This window comes from Paraburkholderia sp. Ac-20340 (genome assembly GCF_017104965.1).
GTDB lineage: Bacteria > Pseudomonadota > Gammaproteobacteria > Burkholderiales > Burkholderiaceae > Paraburkholderia.
In genome coordinates this window covers 238,956-258,650 of record NZ_JAAGPR010000004.1, presented here as the reverse complement: position 1 = coordinate 258,650, position 19,695 = coordinate 238,956, and the positions used below count along the sequence as shown (strand labels likewise).

The window sequence follows — 19,695 nt, the reverse complement described above, 5'->3', positions numbered from 1 at the left end:
AACATGGTCAACAGAATGAAAAAAGATCCGCTGCACCACGCCTTCCGCCACGCACTCGCGCACAAGGACGGCTCGGCGATGCGCAAGAAGCCGCTCGGCACCTGGCTGATGGCCGGCTCGGCGGCACCTGCGGAAGCATTCGGTCACGCCGGTTTCGACTGGCTGTTGATCGACATGGAACACGCGCCGCTCGAATTCACCGACGTGCTGCATATGCTGCAAGCCGTCGATTGCGGCGGCGCTGCGCCCATCGTGCGTCTTGCCCGCAACGACGCGACGCTGGCCAAGCGCGCGCTCGACATGGGCGCGCCCACGCTGATGTTCCCGTATGTGCAGAGCCCGGAAGAAGCGCGCGCGGCGGTGGCATCGGCGAAGTTTCCGCCGCTGGGCACGCGCGGCTTCGCGGCGATGCATCGCGCCAGCCGTTACGGCACGTGGAGCGAATTCGGCGCGCGCGCCAACGAGGCGACCATGTGCATCGTGCAACTGGAAACGCCCGAAGCCGTGGCGCAACTCGAATCGATCGCTGCCGTGCCGGGCGTCGACGCGCTGTTCGTTGGCCCGGGCGATCTGTCGGCCGCGATGGGAAAGATCGGCAATCTCGCCGATGCAGGCGTGCGCGAAATGATTGCGGATTGCGCGCGTCGCGCGAACGCCATCGGCATGCCGATCGGCATCGTCGGGCCGACGCCCGCGATGGTGCGCGAGTTCATGGAAATGGGCTACGACTACGTGGCGATTGCGTCGGACATGGGCATGATGATGCGCCAGGCCAATGCGTTCATCGCCGAACTCGATCAGGTCGAAGCCAACGCCAACGCGGGCGGCCCGTACTGATCATGAGTGGCACGACCGAACTGTTCGCGCTTGGCAACGACGCCTGGCAGGTGCGGGTGGCGCCGGCGCTGGGCGGCGCGATTATCGATGCGCGCTGGCACGGCCGCGATGTCCTGCGGCCGACGCCCGCTGCCGAACTGCAAGCGCGCAACGTACGCAAGACGGCGTGCTATCCGCTCGTGCCGTTTTCGAATCGCATTGCGTTTGGCGCGTTCGCTTTCGCCGATTCGCAGTACACGCTCGCGAAGAATCTCGCCGATATGGCGCATGCGATTCATGGTGTCGGGTTTCAGCAGGCATGGCGGGTGATCGCGCAGGACGGCCGCTCGATCGCGATGCAGATCGAGCATGCGCCCAACGAACGCTGGCCGTTCGCGTTCGTTGCGCAGCAAACCCTGGCGATCGAAGGCGATACCTTGACGCTCGGCATGCGCATCACCAATACCGACAACATCGCTGCGCCTTGCGGTGCGGGCTGGCATCCGTTCTTTCCGCTCGACAGCGCGGCGGGCGAGACGCGCGTGCACACCGAATGGAAATCGATGCTGGTGAATGACGGCGACTCCCTGCCTTGCGCGCGTATCGATCCGCCCGGATTCGGCGCATTGGACAGCACGGTGGTGGATAACTGCTTCACGGGCTGGAGCGGCGCGGCGCACATTGAAACGCCACATCACCGGATTGCGATCGACGCGAACGATGCACTGCCGTGTGTCGTATTTTTCAGGCCCGCAGGGCAGCCGTTCTTCGCGTTTGAACCCGTGAGTCACGCGAACAACGCGCTAAACGGCAATGATCCGCCGATGCATGTGCTCGCGCCGAACGAGGCGCTGGAGGCACGCGTCAGCTTCACCGTGCAGGCGCTTACGAAAGAATTGGAAAGGACATCAAAATGAATTCGACCCAGGCAATCTATCCGGCGCTTGCCGGACAAGTGGTGTTCGTATCGGGTGGCGCGTCGGGCATCGGCGAAGCGATTGTCGAGGCCTTCTGGCAACAGGGCGCGAAAGTGGCGTTCTGCGATCTCGACGAAAACGCAGGCCACGCATTGTGCGAGCGCCTTGGCGCGACGGCAGAAGGCCGCTTCAAACCGTGGTTCGGGCGCTGCGACGTGCGCGACATCGACGCCTATCGCGCGGTGCTCGACAACGCTGCGCAGGCGCTCGGCGCGATCCATACGCTCGTGAACAACGCCGGGCGCGATACGCGCCACGCACTCGACGATCTTTCCGTCGACATGTGGAACGAGATGATCTCCGTGAATCTCACGCACCACGTCTTCGCGACCCAACGCGTCGCGCCTGGCATGCGCGCGATGGGCAGCGGTTCGATCATCAACCTGGGTTCGATTTCGTGGCTGCGCGGGCGTCCCAATCTGATCGGCTATACGGCGTCCAAAGCGGCTATTTCGGGCATTACGCGCACGCTCGCGCGCGAACTGGGCGATGGCGGCATCCGCGTGAATGCGGTGCTGCCGGGCGCCGTGGTCACGCCGCGTCAGACCGCATTGTGGCGCGATGCGGCGTCCGATCAGCAGTTTATCGATCTGCAATGCCTGAAGTTTCGCGTCGAGCCTAAACATATTGCCGATTCAGTGTTGTTTCTCGCCAGTCCTCAGGCAGCGGCCATCACGGGCCAGAATCTGCTCGTCGATGCCGGGCTGGCGCAGGTGTCAGTGGTTGGTTAGACGAGCGGCTAACGCTCGCGTGCATCATTAGAAGAACTATTAGAACCAAAGCAAACTTGGAGACTTTCTGATGTTTTACGCGAAGAGGCGTCCGGCAACGGGCGCGTGGGCACGTGCGTGCCTGCGAAACGGAACGGCACTCGCGGCGCTGGTGGCCGCGGGCAATACGGCAGGTTGGGCGCAATCGACGGTCACGATCTACGGTATCGTCGATTCGGCCGTTCAATACGGCAAGTTCAACGACACCGTGAGTCCGACGGCGATGGCGGCAAGCGGCAATCTGCAGGCCTCGCGCTTTGGCTTCCGCGGCAGCGAGGATCTGGGCGGCGGCTATCGCGCGAACTTCCAGCTCGAAACGGGCTTCAACACCTATACGGGTGTGGGCGGCGGCACGACCTTGTTCAACCGTGGTGCGTCAGTCGGGCTGTCGAGCACGAAATACGGTAGCGTCGATGCGGGCTTGATGTACCTGCCGATCTACTGGGTCTTTCTTGCATCGGACGTAGCGACTTACGGCTTGTCGAACCCCGCGGCCATCATGTCGCTGGAACATACGACGACGCTGGGGAAATCGGGCACCGGCGGCTTTTATCCCAACGCCGTGCGCTATCGCACGCCGAATTTCAACGGTCTTTCCGGTGAAATTGGCTATTCGTTCGGTGCGCAGAATGCAGCCGGCCAGACCGCCGATGGCCGCAATATCGGCATGAATGTGATGTACCAGCGTTTCGGCATGATGCTCGGCTATGGCGTGAACCGCTATCAGTATTACGCCAATACGACCACGCTCACGCCGTCTTCGCAACTCACGCAGGTGTTCGCCGCGACCTATGCCTATAGCGGCAATTTCATCGGCGCTAATTACATCTATTCGAAACGTACCGACGCGGCCAACTGGTTTGCATCGGCGTTTCTCGTCAACGCGAAAATTCCGGCCGGGCCGGGCGATATCGAACTGGGCGTCGCGCGCCGCATCGAAAACGCCAATGCGCGGGCGATGGCCTATAACGCGGGCTATGTGTATTTCCTCTCGAAACGCACCCAGCTTTATGGCTATGCCTCGATGATTACGAATAACAGCCATTCGAATCAGGGCTTCGCGCTACTCAATTCCACTTACTCCACCGTGACGCCGGGCTTCGACCCGTGGGCCGTCACCGTGGGCTTGCGTACTTCCTTCTAACGCCACCTTCGCCTTAAGGAGATTCCATGACTGAGCCTTTGAGATACGGCATTATCGGTGCCGGCATGATGGGACAAGAGCACATTCGCAATATCGCGCTGTTGCCGGATGCGCTTGTCACAGCCATCGCCGATCCGCACACGGAATCGGTGGCCTCGGCCATCAAGACCTTGGGGCGCGAAGTGAGCGTGTTTGCGGATCATCGCGATCTGCTCGCAAGCCGGACGTGCGATGTGCTGGTCGTTGCCACTCCGAACGACACGCATCGCGCGGTTCTCGAAGATGTGTTCAGCGCGGCGACGGCGTATCCCACGCTGATCGAAAAGCCGCTTTGCACCACGATCGAAGACTGCCGGCAACTGGCGGAAGCCGCCCAGGCGCACAAGGCGCCGCTATGGGTGGGGATGGAGTATCGATACATGCCGCCGCTTACCGCGATGATCGACGAGATTGCCGCCGATCGCATTGGCGCGCTGAAGATGTTTTCGATTCGCGAGCATCGGCATCCGTTCCTTTCGAAGGTGGGTGACTGGAATCGATTCTCGGCACGCACGGGCGGCACGCTGGTTGAAAAGTGCTGTCACTTTTTCGATCTGATGCGTCTGATCGTGGACGATGAAGCGGTGCGCGTATTCGCTTCGGGCGCGGCCGATGTCAATCATCGCGACGAACGTTACGACGGCCAGGTGCCCGATATGATCGACAACGCGTATGTGATCGTCGAATTCAAAAGCGGCAAGCGTGCCTCGCTCGATCTGTGCATGTTCGCGGATGGCGCGGAATGGCAGGAAGAGTTTTCGGCGGTGGGCGACAAGGGCAAGGTGGAGTGTTTCGTGCCGGGCGCGGGCAAGCATTGGCCCGGACGCGGCGAGCGCCAGGCCGAAGTCGTGGTGAGCCCGCGCGATCCTAAAGGGCCTGTGCGCCGTACCGTTGAAGTCGATGAAAAGCTGCTGAGCCTGGGCGCGCATCATGGCTCGACTTACTTCGAACACCTGGGATTCCAGCAGGCGGTGCGCGAAGGCGCGCCGGTCAAGGTGACGGTGGAGGATGGGCTGAAGGCGGTGGTGATTGGTCTGGCCGCCGAGAAGTCGATCCGCGAGAAGCGGGTGATCGAGATTGAGGGTTTGTCGCTTAGTTAAGCTGAAGCGGATTTTCAAGGGTCGAGGCGCGGCAGCCGCTTTGGAGAGGCGCCGCGCGCGCGTCAGTCCGGTTTGCCTGCGTACCACGTGGGATGAAACGCCTTGACGATCGCGCCGTCGGCCTTGAGCGCGTAGCAGCCGTCGATCTGGAACGGCCGCTGCGCGTGGCTGGCGTTGAGCTCGATGCTCATCGTCTGGAACGCGGCCGTGGCCACCGCGCCGATCAGCTCCGTCAAATGCGTGCAACCCCGCGTGCCGCCCACCAGACGCCGCACGTCGCGCATGAAACCGGCGGCGATCGTCAGACCGCGCAGCTGGCGATAGTCCTGTCCGGCCACGTCGCAGTAGCCCGAGTACGGCACCACGAACGATTCCACGCGCACCTCGCGAATCACCAGATCGCTCCCCACCGTCATGCACAACAGCATGTCGTGGATGGGCTCGCCCGCTTTTACGTTGACGCCGTGCGATTCGCGATCATACGACTTGGTGTCACGCAAACGGCCTTCGATATCGTAAAGACCGTCCGCGCGCCGATAGCCTTGCAGCACGATGTTGCGGGTGTGGAGCGGGGTGCGCGCGACGTCTTGCGCTTCAGCCTGCGCGGGGGATTCGGCAACGCTCACAGCGCGCTCACGAGTTCCGGTACGTTCGTGAACAGATCGCCCACAAGACCGTAATCGGCGACGCTGAAGATTGGCGCTTCGTCATCCTTATTGATTGCGACGATGACCTTCGAAACCTTCATGCCGGCCAGATGCTGGATCGCGCCCGAGATGCCGACTGCCACATACAGTTGCGGCGCGACGATCTTGCCGGTCTGGCCAACCTGGTAGTCGTTCGGCACGTAACCGGCGTCGACTGCCGCGCGCGACGCGCCCAGTGCAGCGCCGAGTTTGTCGGCGAGCGGTTCCAGAACCTTCGTGTAGTTTTCGCCGCTGCCAAGGCCACGGCCGCCGGAAACGATGATCTTCGCGCTCGTGAGTTCCGGGCGATCGAGCTTCGTGACTTCACGGCTCACGAACTGCGAGAGGCCCGAGTCAGCCGCCGCTTCGATCTTTTCCACCGCTGCGCTGCCGCCCACCGCTGCAACCGGGTCAAAGCCCGTGGCGCGCACGGTGATGACCTTGACCGCGTCTTGAGACTGCACGGTTGCAATTGCGTTGCCAGCGTAGATCGGGCGCTCGAACGTATCGGCGGAATTGACCGCCGTGATATCGCTGATCTGCGCAACGTCGAGCCTGGCGGCAATGCGCGGCGCGACGTTTTTACCCGCCGCGGTGGAAGGCGCGAGAATGTGCGAGTAGTTCTTCGCGATGTTCAAAACCGTCGCTTCGACGTTTTCCGCGAGACCTTGTTCGAGTTGTGGCGCGTCGGCCAGCAGCACCTTCGCTACGCCCGCGATCTTCGCGGCTGCATCGGCGGCCGCTTGCGCGTTGTGGCCCGCGACCAGCACATGCACGTCGCCGCCAAGCTGTTGCGCCGCGGCAAGCGTGTTCAACGTTGCCGGCTTGATCGCGGCGTTATCGTGTTCGGCAATAACCAGAATCGTCATTTTTTACAGATCCTTTTACAGCACCTTGGCTTCGGTTTTCAGCTTCCCGACCAGCGTCTTTACGTCGGCGACTTTCACGCCCGCGCTGCGCCGGGGCGGCTCGGCGACCTTGAGCGTCTTCAGACGCGGTGTGACATCCACCCCGAGATCCGCGGGCTTGATCGTCTCCAGAGGCTTCTTCTTCGCCTTCATGATGTTCGGCAGCGTGACGTAGCGCGGTTCGTTCAGGCGAAGATCGGTCGTGACCACAGCGGGCAACGTGAGCGAAAGCGTTTGCGCACCGCCATCGACTTCACGCGCGACCGTGGCGCGGCCGTCGGCAATCGTGAGCTTCGAGGCGAAGGTCGCTTGCGGCAAACCGGCCAGCGCGGCCAGCATCTGCCCGGTCTGGTTGGAATCGTCGTCGATTGCCTGCTTGCCGAGTATCACCAGCGAAGGCTGCTCTTTATCGACCAACGCCTTCAACAGCTTCGCGACAGCCAGAGGCTGAAGATCCTCGCTGGACTCAACCAGAATCGCTCGATCCGCACCAATCGCCAACGCCGTGCGCAGCGTTTCCTGTGCCTGCGCAACGCCGCACGACACCGCAATCACCTCGGTTGCCACGCCCGCTTCCTTCAAGCGCACCGCTTCTTCAACGGCGATTTCGTCGAACGGATTCATCGACATCTTCACATTGGCGATATCCACTCCCGTGCCGTCCGATTTCACTCGAACTTTCACGTTGTAATCGACCACGCGTTTCACTGGCACCAGAATCTTCATGCTTACATGTTCTCCATAAGGCCGCGCTCAGGCGGTCTGAATTACGTGGCCCGAACTACGCGGCTTGAATGCGTTTCGCGCGATCGACGATGGGTTTGTCGACCAGCTTGCCATCCACCGAAATCGCGCCGCGCGGATTGTCGGCCAGGGCGGCCAGCACGCGTTTGGCCCACGCACGTTCGGCGTCGCTGGGCGCGAAGCCGCGATTGACCGCGTCGACCTGCTTCGGGTGAATGCAGAGCTTGCCGCCGAAGCCGAACTGACGCGCATCGAGCGTGTCGGCCGCGATGATTGCCGGGTCGTCGGTCGAGAGCGTGACGCCGTCGATGGGCGCGGGCAGCCCCGCAAAACGCGACTCGATGACGAACTGCGAGCGCACGTAATCGAGCGCGCGCCCGCTGCTTTCCGTGCCCGCATCGACGCTGTAATCGAACGAGCCGAAGGCCAGCCGCACCACGCCGCTGGCATGCGCGATCTGCCGCAGCGCCACCACGCCCGCGACGCTTTCCACCAGCGCGACCAGCTCCACGTTGCGGCCGCAGCGCGCGGCGATATCGGCGAGCTGGCTCGGGTTTTCGGCCTTCGGCACCATCACGCGGCGCAGGCTGGCGGCGTTGAGCATCGCGACGTCGGCCGCATGCCACGGCGTGCCGAACGCGTTGACGCGCACCATCACGCGCTCGCGTTCGGTGTCGGCCATGCCGGTGCGCAGCCACGACGCGAGCTGATCGCGCGCGCCGGTCTTGGCGTCGGGCGCGACGGCGTCTTCCAGATCGATGACGACCTGGCTTGCCTCGGTCGCCAGCGCCTTGAAGAAGCGTTCCGGCCGGTCGCCGGGAACGAACAGAAAACTGCGTGCGATCATGAAGATTCCTTTCGAAAAGGCTTCAGACGCCGGCCCATCCTCGCTGGAAGGTTTCGGAGTAGCTGAAGCGCTCGGCAGGGTGAATGCTGATCGCCACCTCGACGATCTCGCCGCGCCGGTTCAAATAACGGCGCGACAGCCACAGCGCCGGCGTACGCGGCTTGGCATTGACCAGGCGCGCGACGTCGGCGGGCAGCGCCACCGCCTTGATTTCCTGCTGCACCTGCGCGATCTGCTCGCCGAACTGACGCTCGATCAGCGCGTAGATCGGCGTATGCGGGGCGTCCTCGACGCCCGTCAGCGAACGGAACGCAGGCTGGATATAGACCTCGGTGTAGCAGATCGGATCGATGTTTTCCGGCGAGCGGCGCACGCCTTTCAGGCGCAGCCAGGTTTCGCCGGTTTTGGCTTCGAGCATCGTGCGTAGCGCAGGATCGTCGATCTCGACGGTCTCCTGCTCGAGCAGATGCAGCGCGGTGTCGGCGGTATAACGGTGCAGGTCGTTCAGTTGCTGCATGACCTGCCGATAGCCGCCTTCCGCGCTCGTGGCCTTGACCGTGGTTCCCACGCCCGCCTGACGCACCACCATGCCCAGTTGCACGAGTTGCTTGACCGCTTCGCGCACGGTCGAACGACTCGCGCCAAACTGCTCGCACAGTTCGAATTCGGTGGGAATGGTGGACCCCACGGGAAAGCGCCCACCCTGTATTTCGTTGATGAGCGTCTGCGCCAACTGCATATAGCGTGGCTGCTGACCGAGCACATTAACCATCTTTTGCACGCACGAAGAGAGATTGACAAACGGAGTCGCCTGTCGCGCCGCGTCGTGCGTTGCCTGCAAGGTCATTGCACGACACCGCTCTCGCGCAGGGCGGCGACTCGTTCAGCATCGTAACCGAGTTCGGCGAAGAGTCTGGCGTTGTCCTGACCCAGATCGGGCGCGGCCCGCGCCGGCAGCGGCTCGTCCACGCGCACCGGCGCCGCCACGCCGCGAATCTTGCCAAAGCGCGGATGCTCCGCTTCGACCACGTTCTGGCGCTCGGCCACGAACGGACTGTCGAGCGCCTGCTGGATATCGTAGACCGGCGCGGCGGGCACGCGGCCGCCCAGGCGTTCGAGCCATTCGGCCGTGGTCGCGCGCGAGAGCGCCGCGTCGAGTTCCTGCTCGACCAGATCGCGGTTCGCGAGCCGCGCCTTGAAGTTGCAGAAGCGCTCGTCGGTGATCCACGAAGGACGGTCGAGCGCCTCGGCCAGCACGCCCCAGAACTTTTCCTTGTTGCACATGAGGAAGATCCAGCCGTCCTTGGTCTTGTACAACTGGCTTGGCGTGAGCGAAGGATGCGCCGAGCGGCGGTCGCGCCCCGTCACCGTGCCGCCGTTCAGATACCACGTGCCCACGTAGGCGAGGTTATGCAGCGCGACGTCGAACAGACTCGTGTCGAGGTCGCGGCCCACGCCCGTCGCGCGCGCCTGCACGAGACCCGCGAGCAGCGCCATGGCAGCGGTGGTGCCCGTCATCAGGTCGATGATCGACAGGCCGAAGCGCGCGGGCGGCGCGTCGGGTTCGCCCGTCACCGAAAGATAGCCGGCTTCCGCCTGCATCAGATAATCGTAGCCAGGCCACGACGCGCGGCTGCCGGTGCGTCCATACGCCGAAAGATGCGCGCAGACGATGGCCGGATTGGCTGCTTTCAACTGCTCGTAGGTGAGGCCGAGCTTCACGGGCAGGTCGCCGCGCAGGTTGTTGAACACCGCGTCGGCGGTGCGCACGAGATCGTGCAGCACCTCGCGTCCTTCGGGCTTTTTCAGATCGAGCGTTAGGCTGCTCTTGTTGCGGTTGAAGGCCTCGAAAAAATGGCTGTCGCCTTCGCCGAAGAAGTGCGGCCCGACCGCGCGGCCCACATCGCCGCCTTCGCGGAAATTCTCGATCTTGATGACTTCCGCGCCGAGATCGGCCAGATGTTGCGTGGCGAACGGGCCCGCGCCGTATTGTTCGATGGCGACGATGCGTACGCCGGAAAGGGGCAGGCTCATGCAGGGTTCCTCGCAATCAGCATCTTCGCGATGATCAGGCGTTGCATCTCGTTGGTGCCTTCGCCGATGGTCAGAAGCGGCGCATCGCGATACAGCCGCTCGACGTTGTATTCCTTCGAATAACCGTACGCACCGTGAATGCGCATGGCTTCCATGCTGTTTTCCACCGCGGCCTCGGTGGCGAAATACTTCGCCATGCCGGCTTCCATGTCGCAACGCAGGCCCTTGTCGTAGGCGCGCGCGGCGGAATCGGTGAGCAGGCGCGCGGCTTCCACGCGCGTGGCCATTTCGCCGAGCTTGAGCGCGATGGCCTGGTGCTCGCAGATCGGCTTGCCAAAGGTTTTACGCTGCTGCGAATACGCCACGGCTTCGTCGAGCGCCGCCTGCGCCACGCCCACGCCGCGCGCCGCCACGTTGATGCGGCCCAGTTCGAGCCCGCTCAGAATCTGCTTGAGGCCAAGGCCTTCTTCGCCGCCGATCACGCGCGAAACCGGCACGCGGAAGTTCGTGAAGTTCAGCTCGCAAGTGTCGATGCCTTTGTAGCCGAGCTTTTCCAGCTGGCGGCTCACCTCGAAGCCCGGACCTTTTTCGACGATCAGCAGACTCATGCCCTTGTGGCGCGGCTGCGCATCCGGGTCGGTCTTGACCAGCAGCGCGAGCAGGTTGCCGTACTTGCTGTTGGTGATCCACGTCTTGCTGCCGTTCACGATGTAGTGATCGCCGTCGCGCTTCGCCACCGTGCGGATCGCCTGCAGGTCGGTGCCGCAATCCGGCTCGGTCAGGCCAATGCCGCCGCGCAGTTCGCCCGTCGCCATGCGCGGCAGGAACTCGCGCTTTTGCGCCTCCGTGCCGTTGCGCTGGATCGTCATCGCCATGATCAGATGCGAATTGATGATGCCGCTCACCGACATCCACACCGCCGAAATACGATCGACGATCTTCGCGTAGGTGGACGTGGACAGCCCGAGCCCGCCATATTCGGTGCCGATGAGACAGCCGAACAGGCCCATCTCCTTCATCTTTTCGACGATCTCGTGCGGGTATTCGTCCTTCGCATCGAGGTCGTGCACATACGGTTTCACTTCCGTCTTGAGAAAGCGGTCCAGCATGTCGAGAATCAGCGTTTCGTTCTCGGCGTAGTCGCCGGCGTCCTGTTGATGATCGGCGTCGATCGTAGCCATCGTCACTCCTGGTCAGTCGTTTCGTTGTGCACGCAACGTGTGCGTGCGGGTATTGGATTCAGTGCCGATTCAGCGGGCCGCGCCCAGCACCTGTGCGAGTTCGCGCGCGCTCAGGCGTTCGAGCGAGAGCACCGCTTCGCAGATGCGCGCCGCCGCGTCGCGCGACACCTTGCGCTGCGCGTTGTCGTAGAACTTCGCGACGATATCGTCGTTGCTGAGCGGCCGGTCGGCGCTGCCGCGATTGACGGCTTCGCGGTGCGTGAGCGTGCGCCCGTCACGCGTGTGGATCGTCACTTCGCCCGTGTAGTGCTGCGGGAAAGTGGTCTCGGGATCGGCTTCGTGCGTGACGCGGGCGGCGAGGGCGCGCACGGCTTCGTCGGCGAGCGCGGCGGGGTCGAGATCGTCGAGCGTGAAGCGGCCGTGCAGCAGACCGGTCGCGACGATGTACGGAATGCTGAACTGCGCGTCGTAGCTGTTCGACGGTTTCTGCTTGTTTTCCACCGGCTCGCAGATGATCGGAATGGTCGGGCCGGGCACGCGCACCACCACGCGCTCGATCTCGCTGGCCGCCAGTCCGTGCGCGCGATGCAGGGCGATGGCCGCATCCGAAGAGGCATGCGTGAAATGGCAGGCCGGAATCGGCTTGAGCGCAACGCCGTCGATTTCCCACGTCTCGCCGAGGCCCGCCGTAGCGAGCGCGAGATCGTCGGCGCCCAGCGGCGTTTTCATGTAGAGCGAGTACAGACCGAAGCGGCCTTCGTACGGCGCACCCGGGCCGATATAACCGTGCTTCGCGAGCGTCGCCGCCGTGGTGCCCGCGACCGCGGCCCAACCGGGATGCAGACGCTTGGTCCACGCGCCGTCCTGCAGAAACTCCAGGCTGCCCGAGGCCATCGACAACGCAATGCCCTGGGCGTGCTGCGCCTGTTCCTGCGACAAGCCGAGCAGACGCGCCGCGCCCAGCGCACAACCGAACGCCGCCACGAGCCCGGTCGGATGGAAGCCCGTGTTGTGGAAGCCGCTTTTCGCGGCGGCGCCCACACGCGTCGACACTTCCATGGCGCAGAGATAGGCCGCGAGCAGAGCGGCGCCGCTGGCGTTTTCGCGCTCGGCCAGATTGAACGCGACGGGCAGCGCGCTGGCGGTCGAATGAATCACGCCGCGTGCGTGGGTATCGTCGAAATCGAGGCTATGAATCAACAGGCCGTTGAGCAGCATGGCGTCGCGCAGCGCGAGCTTTGGCGCGTAGCCGAACACGGTGGCGCTGCCATCGCCGAGTTCCTGCATCGCGGCGAGCGTGGACGTGGCGTAGGGCAGGTCGATCGTGGCGCAGGCGAGGCCGATGCTGTCGAGCATCAGATGCTTCGCGCGTTCGCGCACGGCGGCGGGCACGTCGTCGATGTCGAGCGAGGTCGTGAAGGCGGCCAGTTGCTGCGCGATGGTGTGTGCGTGTTGTGCGTGCGGATCGATGTCGTTGCGAGCGTTCATCGGGTGGCTCCCTGATGGTTGAGCGATAACGGGTCGGCGCTGGGGTCTTCGTCGGGCGAGACGGCTTCGAGCGAGAACTGGTTTGCATCGACGCCGAGTTTCAGCACGGCGATCACGAGCAGCGCCAGCACGCCGGCCACCATGCCGAGCACACCGAACAGGCCGAGTTGCGCAAACAGGATCACGGCGGCGTACGAGGTCAGCATCGAGGCGATCCGCCCGCACACGCCCGCCACGCCGGTGCCGCGCAGGCGCAGCGCCGTGGGAAACAGTTCGGGCACGTAGCCGAACAGACCGAGCGTGACGATGGCGTAGATGCAGCTGACCAGCGTGAGGCCGACCACGGCGATGGCCGCGTTGGCCGTCATCTGCGGATAGACGAAGCCGAGCACGATCGTGAGCACGCTGAAGAACACCACGCCCTTGGCGCGGCCGAGGCGATCGGCCGTGAGGTAGCCGAGCACGGCGCCGAGCGGCGCGCCCAGCGACATCAGCGTGGTGAAACCGAGCGAGGTGACGATGTCGCGGCCTTCGTGCACGAAGAAGGTCGGCAGCCACGCGACGAAACCGTACACGGCCACGTTGACGGCCACGGCGGTGAGGGCGGCCGTCAACGTGCGGCCGATCATGCCGCGGCGGAACAGCGCCGAAAGCGGGGCGCGCGGCACTTCGAGGTTCTGCGAACGCGTGACCTGCGGCAGCGGGCCCTTGAGTTGCTCGACTTCCTGCTCGATGGCGCGCACGGTTTCCTCGGCTTCGGCGGTGCGGCCGACCGATTCGAGCCATCGCGGCGACTCCGGCATGCGGTGACGCAGCGCCCACACGACCACCGCGCCGATGCCCGCGATGCCGAACATCCAGCGCCAGCCCAGATGCGGAATCACCACATAGCCCACGCTGGTCGCCATGACGAGCCCCGAGTTGACGATCAGGCCCAGCAGCGAGATCCAGCGGCCGCGATACGCTGGCGGAATGAATTCGCACAGCGTTCCGGCCGCCACCACGAGTTCCGCACCGAGGCCGATGCCCATCAGAAACCGCGCGCCGATCAGCCAGTGAATGCTCGGCGCAAATGCGGCGGCGAACGACATCAAGCCGAACAGCGCGAGATTGAATTGATACGACGAGCGCCGGCCGAAGCGGTCACCGAGATAACCCGAGAGGCCCGCGCCGATCACCATGCCGAAAAAGCCGCACGAGACGAACAGCGCGTTGAGCTGCAGCGTGGAAAAGCCCGTCTTGAGCATCGCCGCGGACACGCCGCCCGCGAGATAGACGTCGAAGGCGTCGAGGCACGCGCCCGCGCTGATGAGCCCGAGAATCTTCCAGTGAAACCGCGACATCGGCAGCCGGTCTAGCCTGGCGCCCGAGCTAACGTTGTGACTCACAGTTGTCTCCAGTCCTGTGGCAGTGAACCGTTGCGCGGGCCGCTCTATGGATGAGGTGGCGGTTTATCGGCGTGACGGCAAAACAGCGGAACGCAGCGGCGTTCCGTGCGGTTGTCCTGCGGGTGCTCAGGCCTCGTTGGTGCCGTGGCCGCGTTTGGCGATCAGCGCCGAACGGATGTAGTCGAGAACGGGCTTGCCGTCCTGATTGAATGCGCGCGTGTGCACGGTCACGATGCCTTGCGTGGGCCGCGATTTCGACTCGCGCACTTCAAGCACTTCGGACTCCGCATAAAGCGTATCGCCCGCAAATACCGGGCCCGTGAGGCGAATTTCCTTCCAGCCGAGATTGGCGATGGCTTTGCCGCTCACGTCGTTGACCGACATGCCGAGCACGATGGCCACGGTGAGGCCGCTGCTCACGAGCAGTTTGCCGAATTCGCTCTTCGACGCGTGATTCGCATCGCAGTGCATCGGATGCGGATTCATCGTCAGCAGCGAAAACTGGATATTGTCCGCATCGGTAATGGTGCGGCCCGGGCGATGTTCGTAGATGTCGCCCACCGTGAAATCCTCGAGATAACGGCCGTAGCTGGCACGGTAGCGCTGCGTCCCCACTTTCTCCGACTGCATCATGGTTTGTCTGCTCCTGTCTTAAATGTCACTTTGTGCGGACAAAGTATCGGGCGCAGTGAGTTGGGGTGTCAAGCGGGAGCTTTCTACGGTTTACCCTGGCGATTCGGGGAGCGGGCGGGGGCGATAGCGACCTTTATTCTGTCTGGGTGGCTGCCAGCTCGATACGATTTCAGTCATTCTTCGAAAATAATGCCTGCTGCTCTCAAGTCATGGAATCTGATGCCGTAATTCCGGTTACGCAGGCTTCAGCGGTCGGTCAACGACGTATGCGAATGCCCCAGCAAACGTCGTTTCTTCGAACTTCATCGACCATGAATAGCCTTTCGCGCGTACAGCCGCACAATGACGTGTATGAGCTTCTCGTTCAGAGCATCACGCGCTATGCGATCTATATGCTGGACATCGACGGCTTCGTCGCCACGTGGAATTCGGGCGCCGAGCAGAAGAAAGGCTATCGGGAAGAGGAAATACTGGGGCGGCACTTTTCCTGTTTCTATAGCCGCGAAGATCGCCTGAATCAGATTCCCGCGCGCAACCTGCACGTGGCGCGAACGAAAGGGCGATACGAAGCCTATGGCTGGCGCCTGCGCAAGAATGGCACGGCGTTTCGGGCCCATGTCGTGATCGATGCGCTGCGCGACCCGCAAGGCGAATTGTTCGGCTTCGCCAAGATCACGCGCGATTGCACCGATATTGCGGCCTTCGACACCCTGCCCGCCGAAGGCGAAGACGTGAGCCGGTCTCCAGTGAGCGGGGCCGAGCACGCAATGTTGATGCTCGATGCCGATGGCCTGATTTCACACTGGAGCGCGAGCGCACAGATGTCCGGCGGCTATTGCCGGGACGATGTGGTCGGCAGGCATTATCGCTCGCTCTATACCGCCGACGATCAGGCGAGCGGCAGGCCCGAGCGCGAACTGCGCGCCGCCATGCGCGAAGGGCGCTTCGAGGGCGATGGATGGCGCGTGCGTAAAGACGGCGTGAGCGTCTGGTCGCATGTGCTCATCGAGCCGATCTATCACGCGGGCAACGAGCTGTTTGGGTACGCGGTGCTGACGCAGGACCGGACCGAAGCGCGCCGCATACAGCAGCAATCGCTCGATCACGAGCGACGTTTTCGCATGCTGGTCGAAGGCGTCACCGACTACGCGATCTATATGCTCGATACCCGCGGCTGCGTTTCGAACTGGAATGCCGGCGCGCAACGGGCCAAGGGTTATAGCGCCGAAGAGATCGTCGGGCGGCACTTCTCGCTGTTCTACACCGAAGAAGCGCGCATGCGTGGCGCACCCGAAAGCGGGCTGCGGCAGGCGCGCGAGACGGGCAAATTCGAAGCCGAGGGCTGGCGTCTGCGCAAGGACGGCGGCAAGTTCTGGGCGCATGTGGTGATCCAGCCCATCTACGACGATGCGGGCGAGTTGTTCGGCTACGCGAAGATCACGCGGGATCGCACCGAGCAACAGGAATCGGCGCTTACGTTGGAAGCGACCCGGCGCAACCTCGATCTCGCGCTCGACAATATGCGTCAGGGGTTGTGTCTGTTCGACCAGCAGGAGCGCCTTGTCATCGCGAACCGGCAGTTCTCGTTGCTGTTCGATATGTACGAAGCGCCGGCGGCGGGCGCGAGCCTCAGTGCGTTGCTGTGGCGCATCGGCAAGCAATTGCGCGGGCAGTCCGCAAACCGCGCGGCGCTCATGACGCAATTTCGCCGCGTGATTGCGGCAAGCTCCACGCCGGATACCGCGACCGAAGTCAATCTGGCGAACCGCGTGATCTCCGTGACGACCCGGCAGTTGTCCCACGGCGGCTGGGTATCGACGCTCGAAGATGTCACGCTGCGGCACGCCGCCGAAAAGCAGGTTCGTCATCTGGCGCTACACGATCCCTTGACCGACCTGCCGAACCGCTTTGCGTTCCACGCGAAACTGCAGCATCGGCTTGCCGATCTGCGGCGCAGTCAGCCATTCTGTCTGCTGTATCTCGATCTCGACCGCTTCAAGTCGGTCAACGACACGTTTGGGCATCATTCCGGCGACGAATTGTTGCGTGCGGTCGCGCAACGTCTTGCCGCGAGCGTGCGCGAGGGCGATCAACTGGCGCGCCTCGGCGGCGATGAGTTCACCATTATTCTCAACACGCCCAGAGGCGTCGACGATGCCAGGGCGCTGGCCATGCGATGCATCGAGATGCTCTCGAAGCCGTTCGCGCTGAGCCGGGGCGAAGCGTCGATTGGTGTCAGCATCGGTATCGTCGAGTTGCCTCGGGGTGTGGACGTCGCCGATAAAGCGCTGGAGCGCGCGGACCTTGCGCTCTATGCGGCCAAGGCGGCCGGGCGCAATTGCTTCCGCGTTTTCGAAGGCGATATGCATGATGCGGCCAGCCAGCGCAACGAACTCGAATTCGAGCTTCGGCGCGCAATGAGCGCGGAAGATCTGCAGATTCACTATCAGTTGATCGTCGACGGCATCACCGGCATGCCGACTGCTTGCGAAGCGCTGCTGCGCTGGCCGCATCCGCGACACGGCAATATCCCGCCGTCGAAATTCATTCCGCTTGCAGAAGAGCGTGGTTTGATGCCGGAGCTGGGCGCCTGGGTACTTCGTCAGGCGTGTCTCGACGCGGCGCAATTGCCGATGCCATTACGACTTCACGTCAACGTTTCGGCCGCGCAGGTCACGCGTATCGATTTCGTCGATACCGTGGCGCAGGTGATTCGCGAGTCGGGTCTGCCGGCATCGCAACTCGAAATCGAAATCACGGAAACCGCATTGCTCGAATCGTCCGAGACCTTGCGCTCGGTGCTGAATTCGCTTCGCGCACTCGGCATTGGGATTGCAATGGACGATTTCGGTACCGGTTATTCGTCGCTCAGCCTGCTTCGGGACTTTTCGTTCACGAGTATCAAGATCGACCGCAGTTTCGTGAAGGATGTGGAAGAGAGCCGGAAATCGCGGGCGATTGTCCGTTCGATTGTCGGGCTCTGTAAGGACCTGAATATTGCGGTAATTGCGGAAGGCGTCGAGACCGAACAGCAGCGCGACATACTCGTGCATGAGGGATGCACCGAGCTTCAAGGTTTCCTGTTTGCGCGCCCCGTTGCGCTATCCGATATCAAGGCTTCGCTGCCGGATTGGGCCGTTTAATGCTGGGGGCTCGGCTTGAGCCAGCCCAGCCAGCCTGTTGCGTACGCAACGATATCGATCAGCCTTGCTTGCGCGAGCGGGCTGCCGCAACGAGGCCGTCGAGCCAGTCCTGATGACCGTTGATCATGGGATTCGGTTTGGCATTGCGCAGATCGACGGCCGGTTTGCCCTTCTGGCTTTCCTGCGTGAGGATGCGCACGCGGCCACCGTCCAGATCTTCAACCAGCCAGGCGTGGATGACGTCGAGACGGGTGTCGCCTTCGCCCGCCCAGCCGTGCCATGCAACGCGGCCCGGCTCGCCGTTCGCGGGCGCGACGAATTCCGTGCATTGCGACTCGACCGGAAAGCCAAAGGTTTCGAAGTAAAAGCGCGCGCCATTCTGCAGTTCCGGCCCCTTGCCGTCGTGGAAGCGGATATTCGCCGAATTGGCGTAATAGGTCGGCCAGTGCGACGGCGTGCTCAGCAGCGGCCAGACATCGGCCGCACTCAGACCGGCCACGATCACTTCGTTCGAGCAGTAGTTATCGGTGAAACCAGGCGTGTAATCTTCGGGCCAAATGATTGCGTTCATCTTCATTGCGATACTCCAGAATGGGCGATTGATGATGTGATGATGCACGCCCCTCTGAAATAACGCCAATGACATCTTGTGATTCCTGTTATCGATTCACGTGATATCAGGACCCTGTCCTTGCTGCCGCCCAAGCTGCACGGCACGCCCGTAAATCGCTTCCATGAGCAGCGTTGCGCTTTGCGGCGGCGCCGAGAACTTCGAATAAACGAAGGTCGCCGTCATTTCCAGATTCTCAACCAGCGGCCGCACGGCGCAATCGGCACCTTGCGCGGCGAATTCATCGACGATCGCAAGGCCCAGACCGCCGCGCACAAGTGCGAGCGCCTGATCGGCGTGCGTGACGTCCACAACCGAAGTGAGATCGACGTCCGCATGCTGGCAGGCGCGCACGATCACAGTGCCGAAGGGAATATCGCGGCGAAACAGGATCATCGGTTCGGACTGGAGATCGGCCAGTGCAATGCGCTCCTGCGAAGCCAGCGGATGCCCGGACGGCAGCGCGCACACCATGCGTCCGCGCATGAACGGTACGACTTCCAGATGTTCGTGCTCGATCGGCATCGAGGTCACGGCCAGGTCGACCGTCTTGCTCAGGACCTCCATCGGCATTTCCGCCATGAGGGTCGTGTGCCAGTCGACTCGCAGACCCGGCAATCTGCGTTTGAGCTCGACGATTGCGGGCGCAACGATCGTGGTTGCGAGCGACGGGCTGCACGCCACGCGCAGCAGACTGGACGGGCCGAGCGCCAGCGCGCGCGCGAATTCGTCCACGCGCAGCGCGGACTGATAAACCTGCTCGACTTCACGAAACAGCGCCTGCGCTTCCGCCGTGGGAATCAGGCGGCCTTTGGTGCGTTCGAACAGGCGCAGTCCCAGCGTGGTTTCGGTGTGCGAGACCAGCTTGCTCACGGCGGGCTGGGAAACATAAAGCATTTTGGCGGCGGCGTTGATCGACCCCGTCAGCATCACCGCACGAAACACTTCCATTTGCCGGAGTTTGAAGCGCATTGCCGTTCCTGAGGCCCGCGCGGCGGGCGATTAACCAAAAGTTATAGGATATCTGAAACTCGGCATACGACAGCCGCGCGGCACTTCCCTAGTATCTCCATCAAGGACCGCACCGGCCAGAAACGGGCTTCAAGAACCCGGCGGCGCGGCAAAAAATCAATGATGGAGACGCGATGAACCCAGTCCAGACATCCAGGGCGCTCGGCGCCTGTGCC

The 19,695-nt window shown here is 63.1% G+C and carries 18 protein-coding genes; 6 read left to right on the top strand and 12 right to left on the bottom strand.

What is annotated here, in order from left to right:
* The first annotated feature begins 3 nt into the window (after window positions 1-3).
* The 5 genes from G3N59_RS08335 to G3N59_RS08315 all read left to right on the top strand — a co-directional run bounded on the left by G3N59_RS08335 (window position 4) and on the right by G3N59_RS08315 (window position 4,846).
* The gene (locus G3N59_RS08335; RefSeq protein ID WP_241023267.1) at window positions 4-837 is read left to right on the top strand and encodes an aldolase/citrate lyase family protein; all 834 of its coding nucleotides are present in this window, start codon (window positions 4-6) and stop codon (window positions 835-837) included.
* Window positions 838-839: 2 nt separating this feature from the next.
* Complete coding sequence (locus G3N59_RS08330; protein WP_205982084.1) at window positions 840-1,733, top strand: aldose 1-epimerase; 894 nt, start codon at window positions 840-842, stop codon at window positions 1,731-1,733.
* Entirely contained in the window at window positions 1,730-2,524 is a 795-nt protein-coding gene (locus tag G3N59_RS08325; protein ID WP_205982083.1) for an SDR family oxidoreductase, read from the top strand. Before G3N59_RS08330 ends, G3N59_RS08325 begins: the two co-directional genes overlap by 4 nt.
* Before the next feature lie 70 nt (window positions 2,525-2,594).
* On the top strand, window positions 2,595-3,707 hold the full coding sequence (locus G3N59_RS08320; RefSeq protein ID WP_205982082.1) for a porin: 1,113 nt from the start codon (window positions 2,595-2,597) through the stop codon (window positions 3,705-3,707).
* Between the two features lie 26 nt (window positions 3,708-3,733).
* Window positions 3,734-4,846 carry a Gfo/Idh/MocA family oxidoreductase gene (locus G3N59_RS08315; RefSeq protein WP_205982081.1) on the top strand — a complete coding sequence of 371 codons (1,113 nt, stop codon included), beginning with the start codon at window positions 3,734-3,736 and terminating at the stop codon, window positions 4,844-4,846.
* 62 nt (window positions 4,847-4,908) lie between these two features.
* Here the strand turns inward: G3N59_RS08315 and G3N59_RS08310 are convergent, their stop codons facing one another.
* From G3N59_RS08310 to G3N59_RS08265, 10 genes are all read right to left on the bottom strand, one after another.
* Window positions 4,909-5,472, bottom strand: coding sequence for a DUF2889 domain-containing protein (locus tag G3N59_RS08310; protein WP_205982080.1), 564 nt, complete (start codon window positions 5,470-5,472; stop codon window positions 4,909-4,911).
* Window positions 5,469-6,401, bottom strand: a complete 933-nt coding sequence (locus tag G3N59_RS08305; protein WP_205982079.1) for an FAD-binding protein — start codon at window positions 6,399-6,401, stop codon at window positions 5,469-5,471. The genes G3N59_RS08310 and G3N59_RS08305 overlap by 4 nt, the downstream gene beginning before the upstream one ends.
* Window positions 6,402-6,416: 15 nt before the next feature.
* Window positions 6,417-7,166, bottom strand: a complete 750-nt coding sequence (locus tag G3N59_RS08300; protein WP_205982078.1) for an electron transfer flavoprotein subunit beta/FixA family protein — start codon at window positions 7,164-7,166, stop codon at window positions 6,417-6,419.
* Window positions 7,167-7,221: 55 nt separating this feature from the next.
* Window positions 7,222-8,031 (bottom strand): CoA ester lyase, encoded by an 810-nt coding sequence (locus G3N59_RS08295; protein WP_205982077.1) that lies wholly within the window; start codon window positions 8,029-8,031, stop codon window positions 7,222-7,224.
* Between the two features lie 22 nt (window positions 8,032-8,053).
* Window positions 8,054-8,803 carry a GntR family transcriptional regulator gene (locus G3N59_RS08290; RefSeq protein ID WP_241023294.1) on the bottom strand — a complete coding sequence of 250 codons (750 nt, stop codon included), beginning with the start codon at window positions 8,801-8,803 and terminating at the stop codon, window positions 8,054-8,056.
* 71 nt (window positions 8,804-8,874) lie between these two features.
* The gene (locus G3N59_RS08285; protein WP_205982075.1) at window positions 8,875-10,065 is read right to left on the bottom strand and encodes a CoA transferase; all 1,191 of its coding nucleotides are present in this window, start codon (window positions 10,063-10,065) and stop codon (window positions 8,875-8,877) included.
* Window positions 10,062-11,246, bottom strand: coding sequence for an acyl-CoA dehydrogenase family protein (locus G3N59_RS08280; protein WP_205982074.1), 1,185 nt, complete (start codon window positions 11,244-11,246; stop codon window positions 10,062-10,064). The genes G3N59_RS08285 and G3N59_RS08280 overlap by 4 nt, the downstream gene beginning before the upstream one ends.
* A 69-nt stretch (window positions 11,247-11,315) precedes the next feature.
* Window positions 11,316-12,734 (bottom strand): MmgE/PrpD family protein, encoded by a 1,419-nt coding sequence (locus G3N59_RS08275; protein WP_205982073.1) that lies wholly within the window; start codon window positions 12,732-12,734, stop codon window positions 11,316-11,318.
* Window positions 12,731-14,122, bottom strand: coding sequence for an MFS transporter (locus tag G3N59_RS08270; RefSeq protein WP_205982072.1), 1,392 nt, complete (start codon window positions 14,120-14,122; stop codon window positions 12,731-12,733). The genes G3N59_RS08275 and G3N59_RS08270 overlap by 4 nt, the downstream gene beginning before the upstream one ends.
* 126 nt (window positions 14,123-14,248) lie before the next feature.
* Entirely contained in the window at window positions 14,249-14,752 is a 504-nt protein-coding gene (locus G3N59_RS08265; protein WP_205982261.1) for a MaoC family dehydratase, read from the bottom strand.
* Between the two features lie 314 nt (window positions 14,753-15,066).
* On the opposite strand from G3N59_RS08265, the gene G3N59_RS08260 reads away from it, so the two are divergent.
* Window positions 15,067-17,898, top strand: coding sequence for an EAL domain-containing protein (locus tag G3N59_RS08260; protein ID WP_205982071.1), 2,832 nt, complete (start codon window positions 15,067-15,069; stop codon window positions 17,896-17,898).
* Window positions 17,899-17,956: 58 nt separating this feature from the next.
* Here G3N59_RS08260 and G3N59_RS08255 read toward each other — a convergent pair whose 3' ends face one another.
* Window positions 17,957-18,481: an SRPBCC domain-containing protein gene (locus G3N59_RS08255; RefSeq protein WP_205982260.1), complete on the bottom strand. Its 525-nt coding sequence runs from the start codon at window positions 18,479-18,481 to the stop codon at window positions 17,957-17,959.
* Between the two features lie 84 nt (window positions 18,482-18,565).
* Complete coding sequence (locus G3N59_RS08250; RefSeq protein WP_205982070.1) at window positions 18,566-19,480, bottom strand: LysR family transcriptional regulator; 915 nt, start codon at window positions 19,478-19,480, stop codon at window positions 18,566-18,568.
* Between the last annotated feature and the right edge of the window lie 215 nt (window positions 19,481-19,695).

Bases quoted from the DNA above. Each gene is read 5' to 3' on its own strand.
- G3N59_RS08335 (WP_241023267.1), top strand. From the start codon at position 4: ATGGTCAACAGAATGAAAAAAGATCCGCTGCACCACGCCTTCCGCCAC.
- G3N59_RS08330 (WP_205982084.1), top strand. From the start codon at position 840: ATGAGTGGCACGACCGAACTGTTCGCGCTTGGCAACGACGCCTGGCAG.
- G3N59_RS08325 (WP_205982083.1), top strand. From the start codon at position 1,730: ATGAATTCGACCCAGGCAATCTATCCGGCGCTTGCCGGACAAGTGGTG.
- G3N59_RS08320 (WP_205982082.1), top strand. From the start codon at position 2,595: ATGTTTTACGCGAAGAGGCGTCCGGCAACGGGCGCGTGGGCACGTGCG.
- G3N59_RS08315 (WP_205982081.1), top strand. From the start codon at position 3,734: ATGACTGAGCCTTTGAGATACGGCATTATCGGTGCCGGCATGATGGGA.
- G3N59_RS08305 (WP_205982079.1), bottom strand. From the start codon at position 6,401: ATGACGATTCTGGTTATTGCCGAACACGATAACGCCGCGATCAAGCCG.
- G3N59_RS08300 (WP_205982078.1), bottom strand. From the start codon at position 7,166: ATGAAGATTCTGGTGCCAGTGAAACGCGTGGTCGATTACAACGTGAAA.
- G3N59_RS08295 (WP_205982077.1), bottom strand. From the start codon at position 8,031: ATGATCGCACGCAGTTTTCTGTTCGTTCCCGGCGACCGGCCGGAACGC.
- G3N59_RS08290 (WP_241023294.1), bottom strand. From the start codon at position 8,803: ATGGTTAATGTGCTCGGTCAGCAGCCACGCTATATGCAGTTGGCGCAG.
- G3N59_RS08285 (WP_205982075.1), bottom strand. From the start codon at position 10,065: ATGAGCCTGCCCCTTTCCGGCGTACGCATCGTCGCCATCGAACAATAC.
- G3N59_RS08280 (WP_205982074.1), bottom strand. From the start codon at position 11,246: ATGGCTACGATCGACGCCGATCATCAACAGGACGCCGGCGACTACGCC.
- G3N59_RS08275 (WP_205982073.1), bottom strand. From the start codon at position 12,734: ATGAACGCTCGCAACGACATCGATCCGCACGCACAACACGCACACACC.
- G3N59_RS08265 (WP_205982261.1), bottom strand. From the start codon at position 14,752: ATGCAGTCGGAGAAAGTGGGGACGCAGCGCTACCGTGCCAGCTACGGC.
- G3N59_RS08260 (WP_205982071.1), top strand. From the start codon at position 15,067: ATGAATAGCCTTTCGCGCGTACAGCCGCACAATGACGTGTATGAGCTT.
- G3N59_RS08250 (WP_205982070.1), bottom strand. From the start codon at position 19,480: ATGCGCTTCAAACTCCGGCAAATGGAAGTGTTTCGTGCGGTGATGCTG.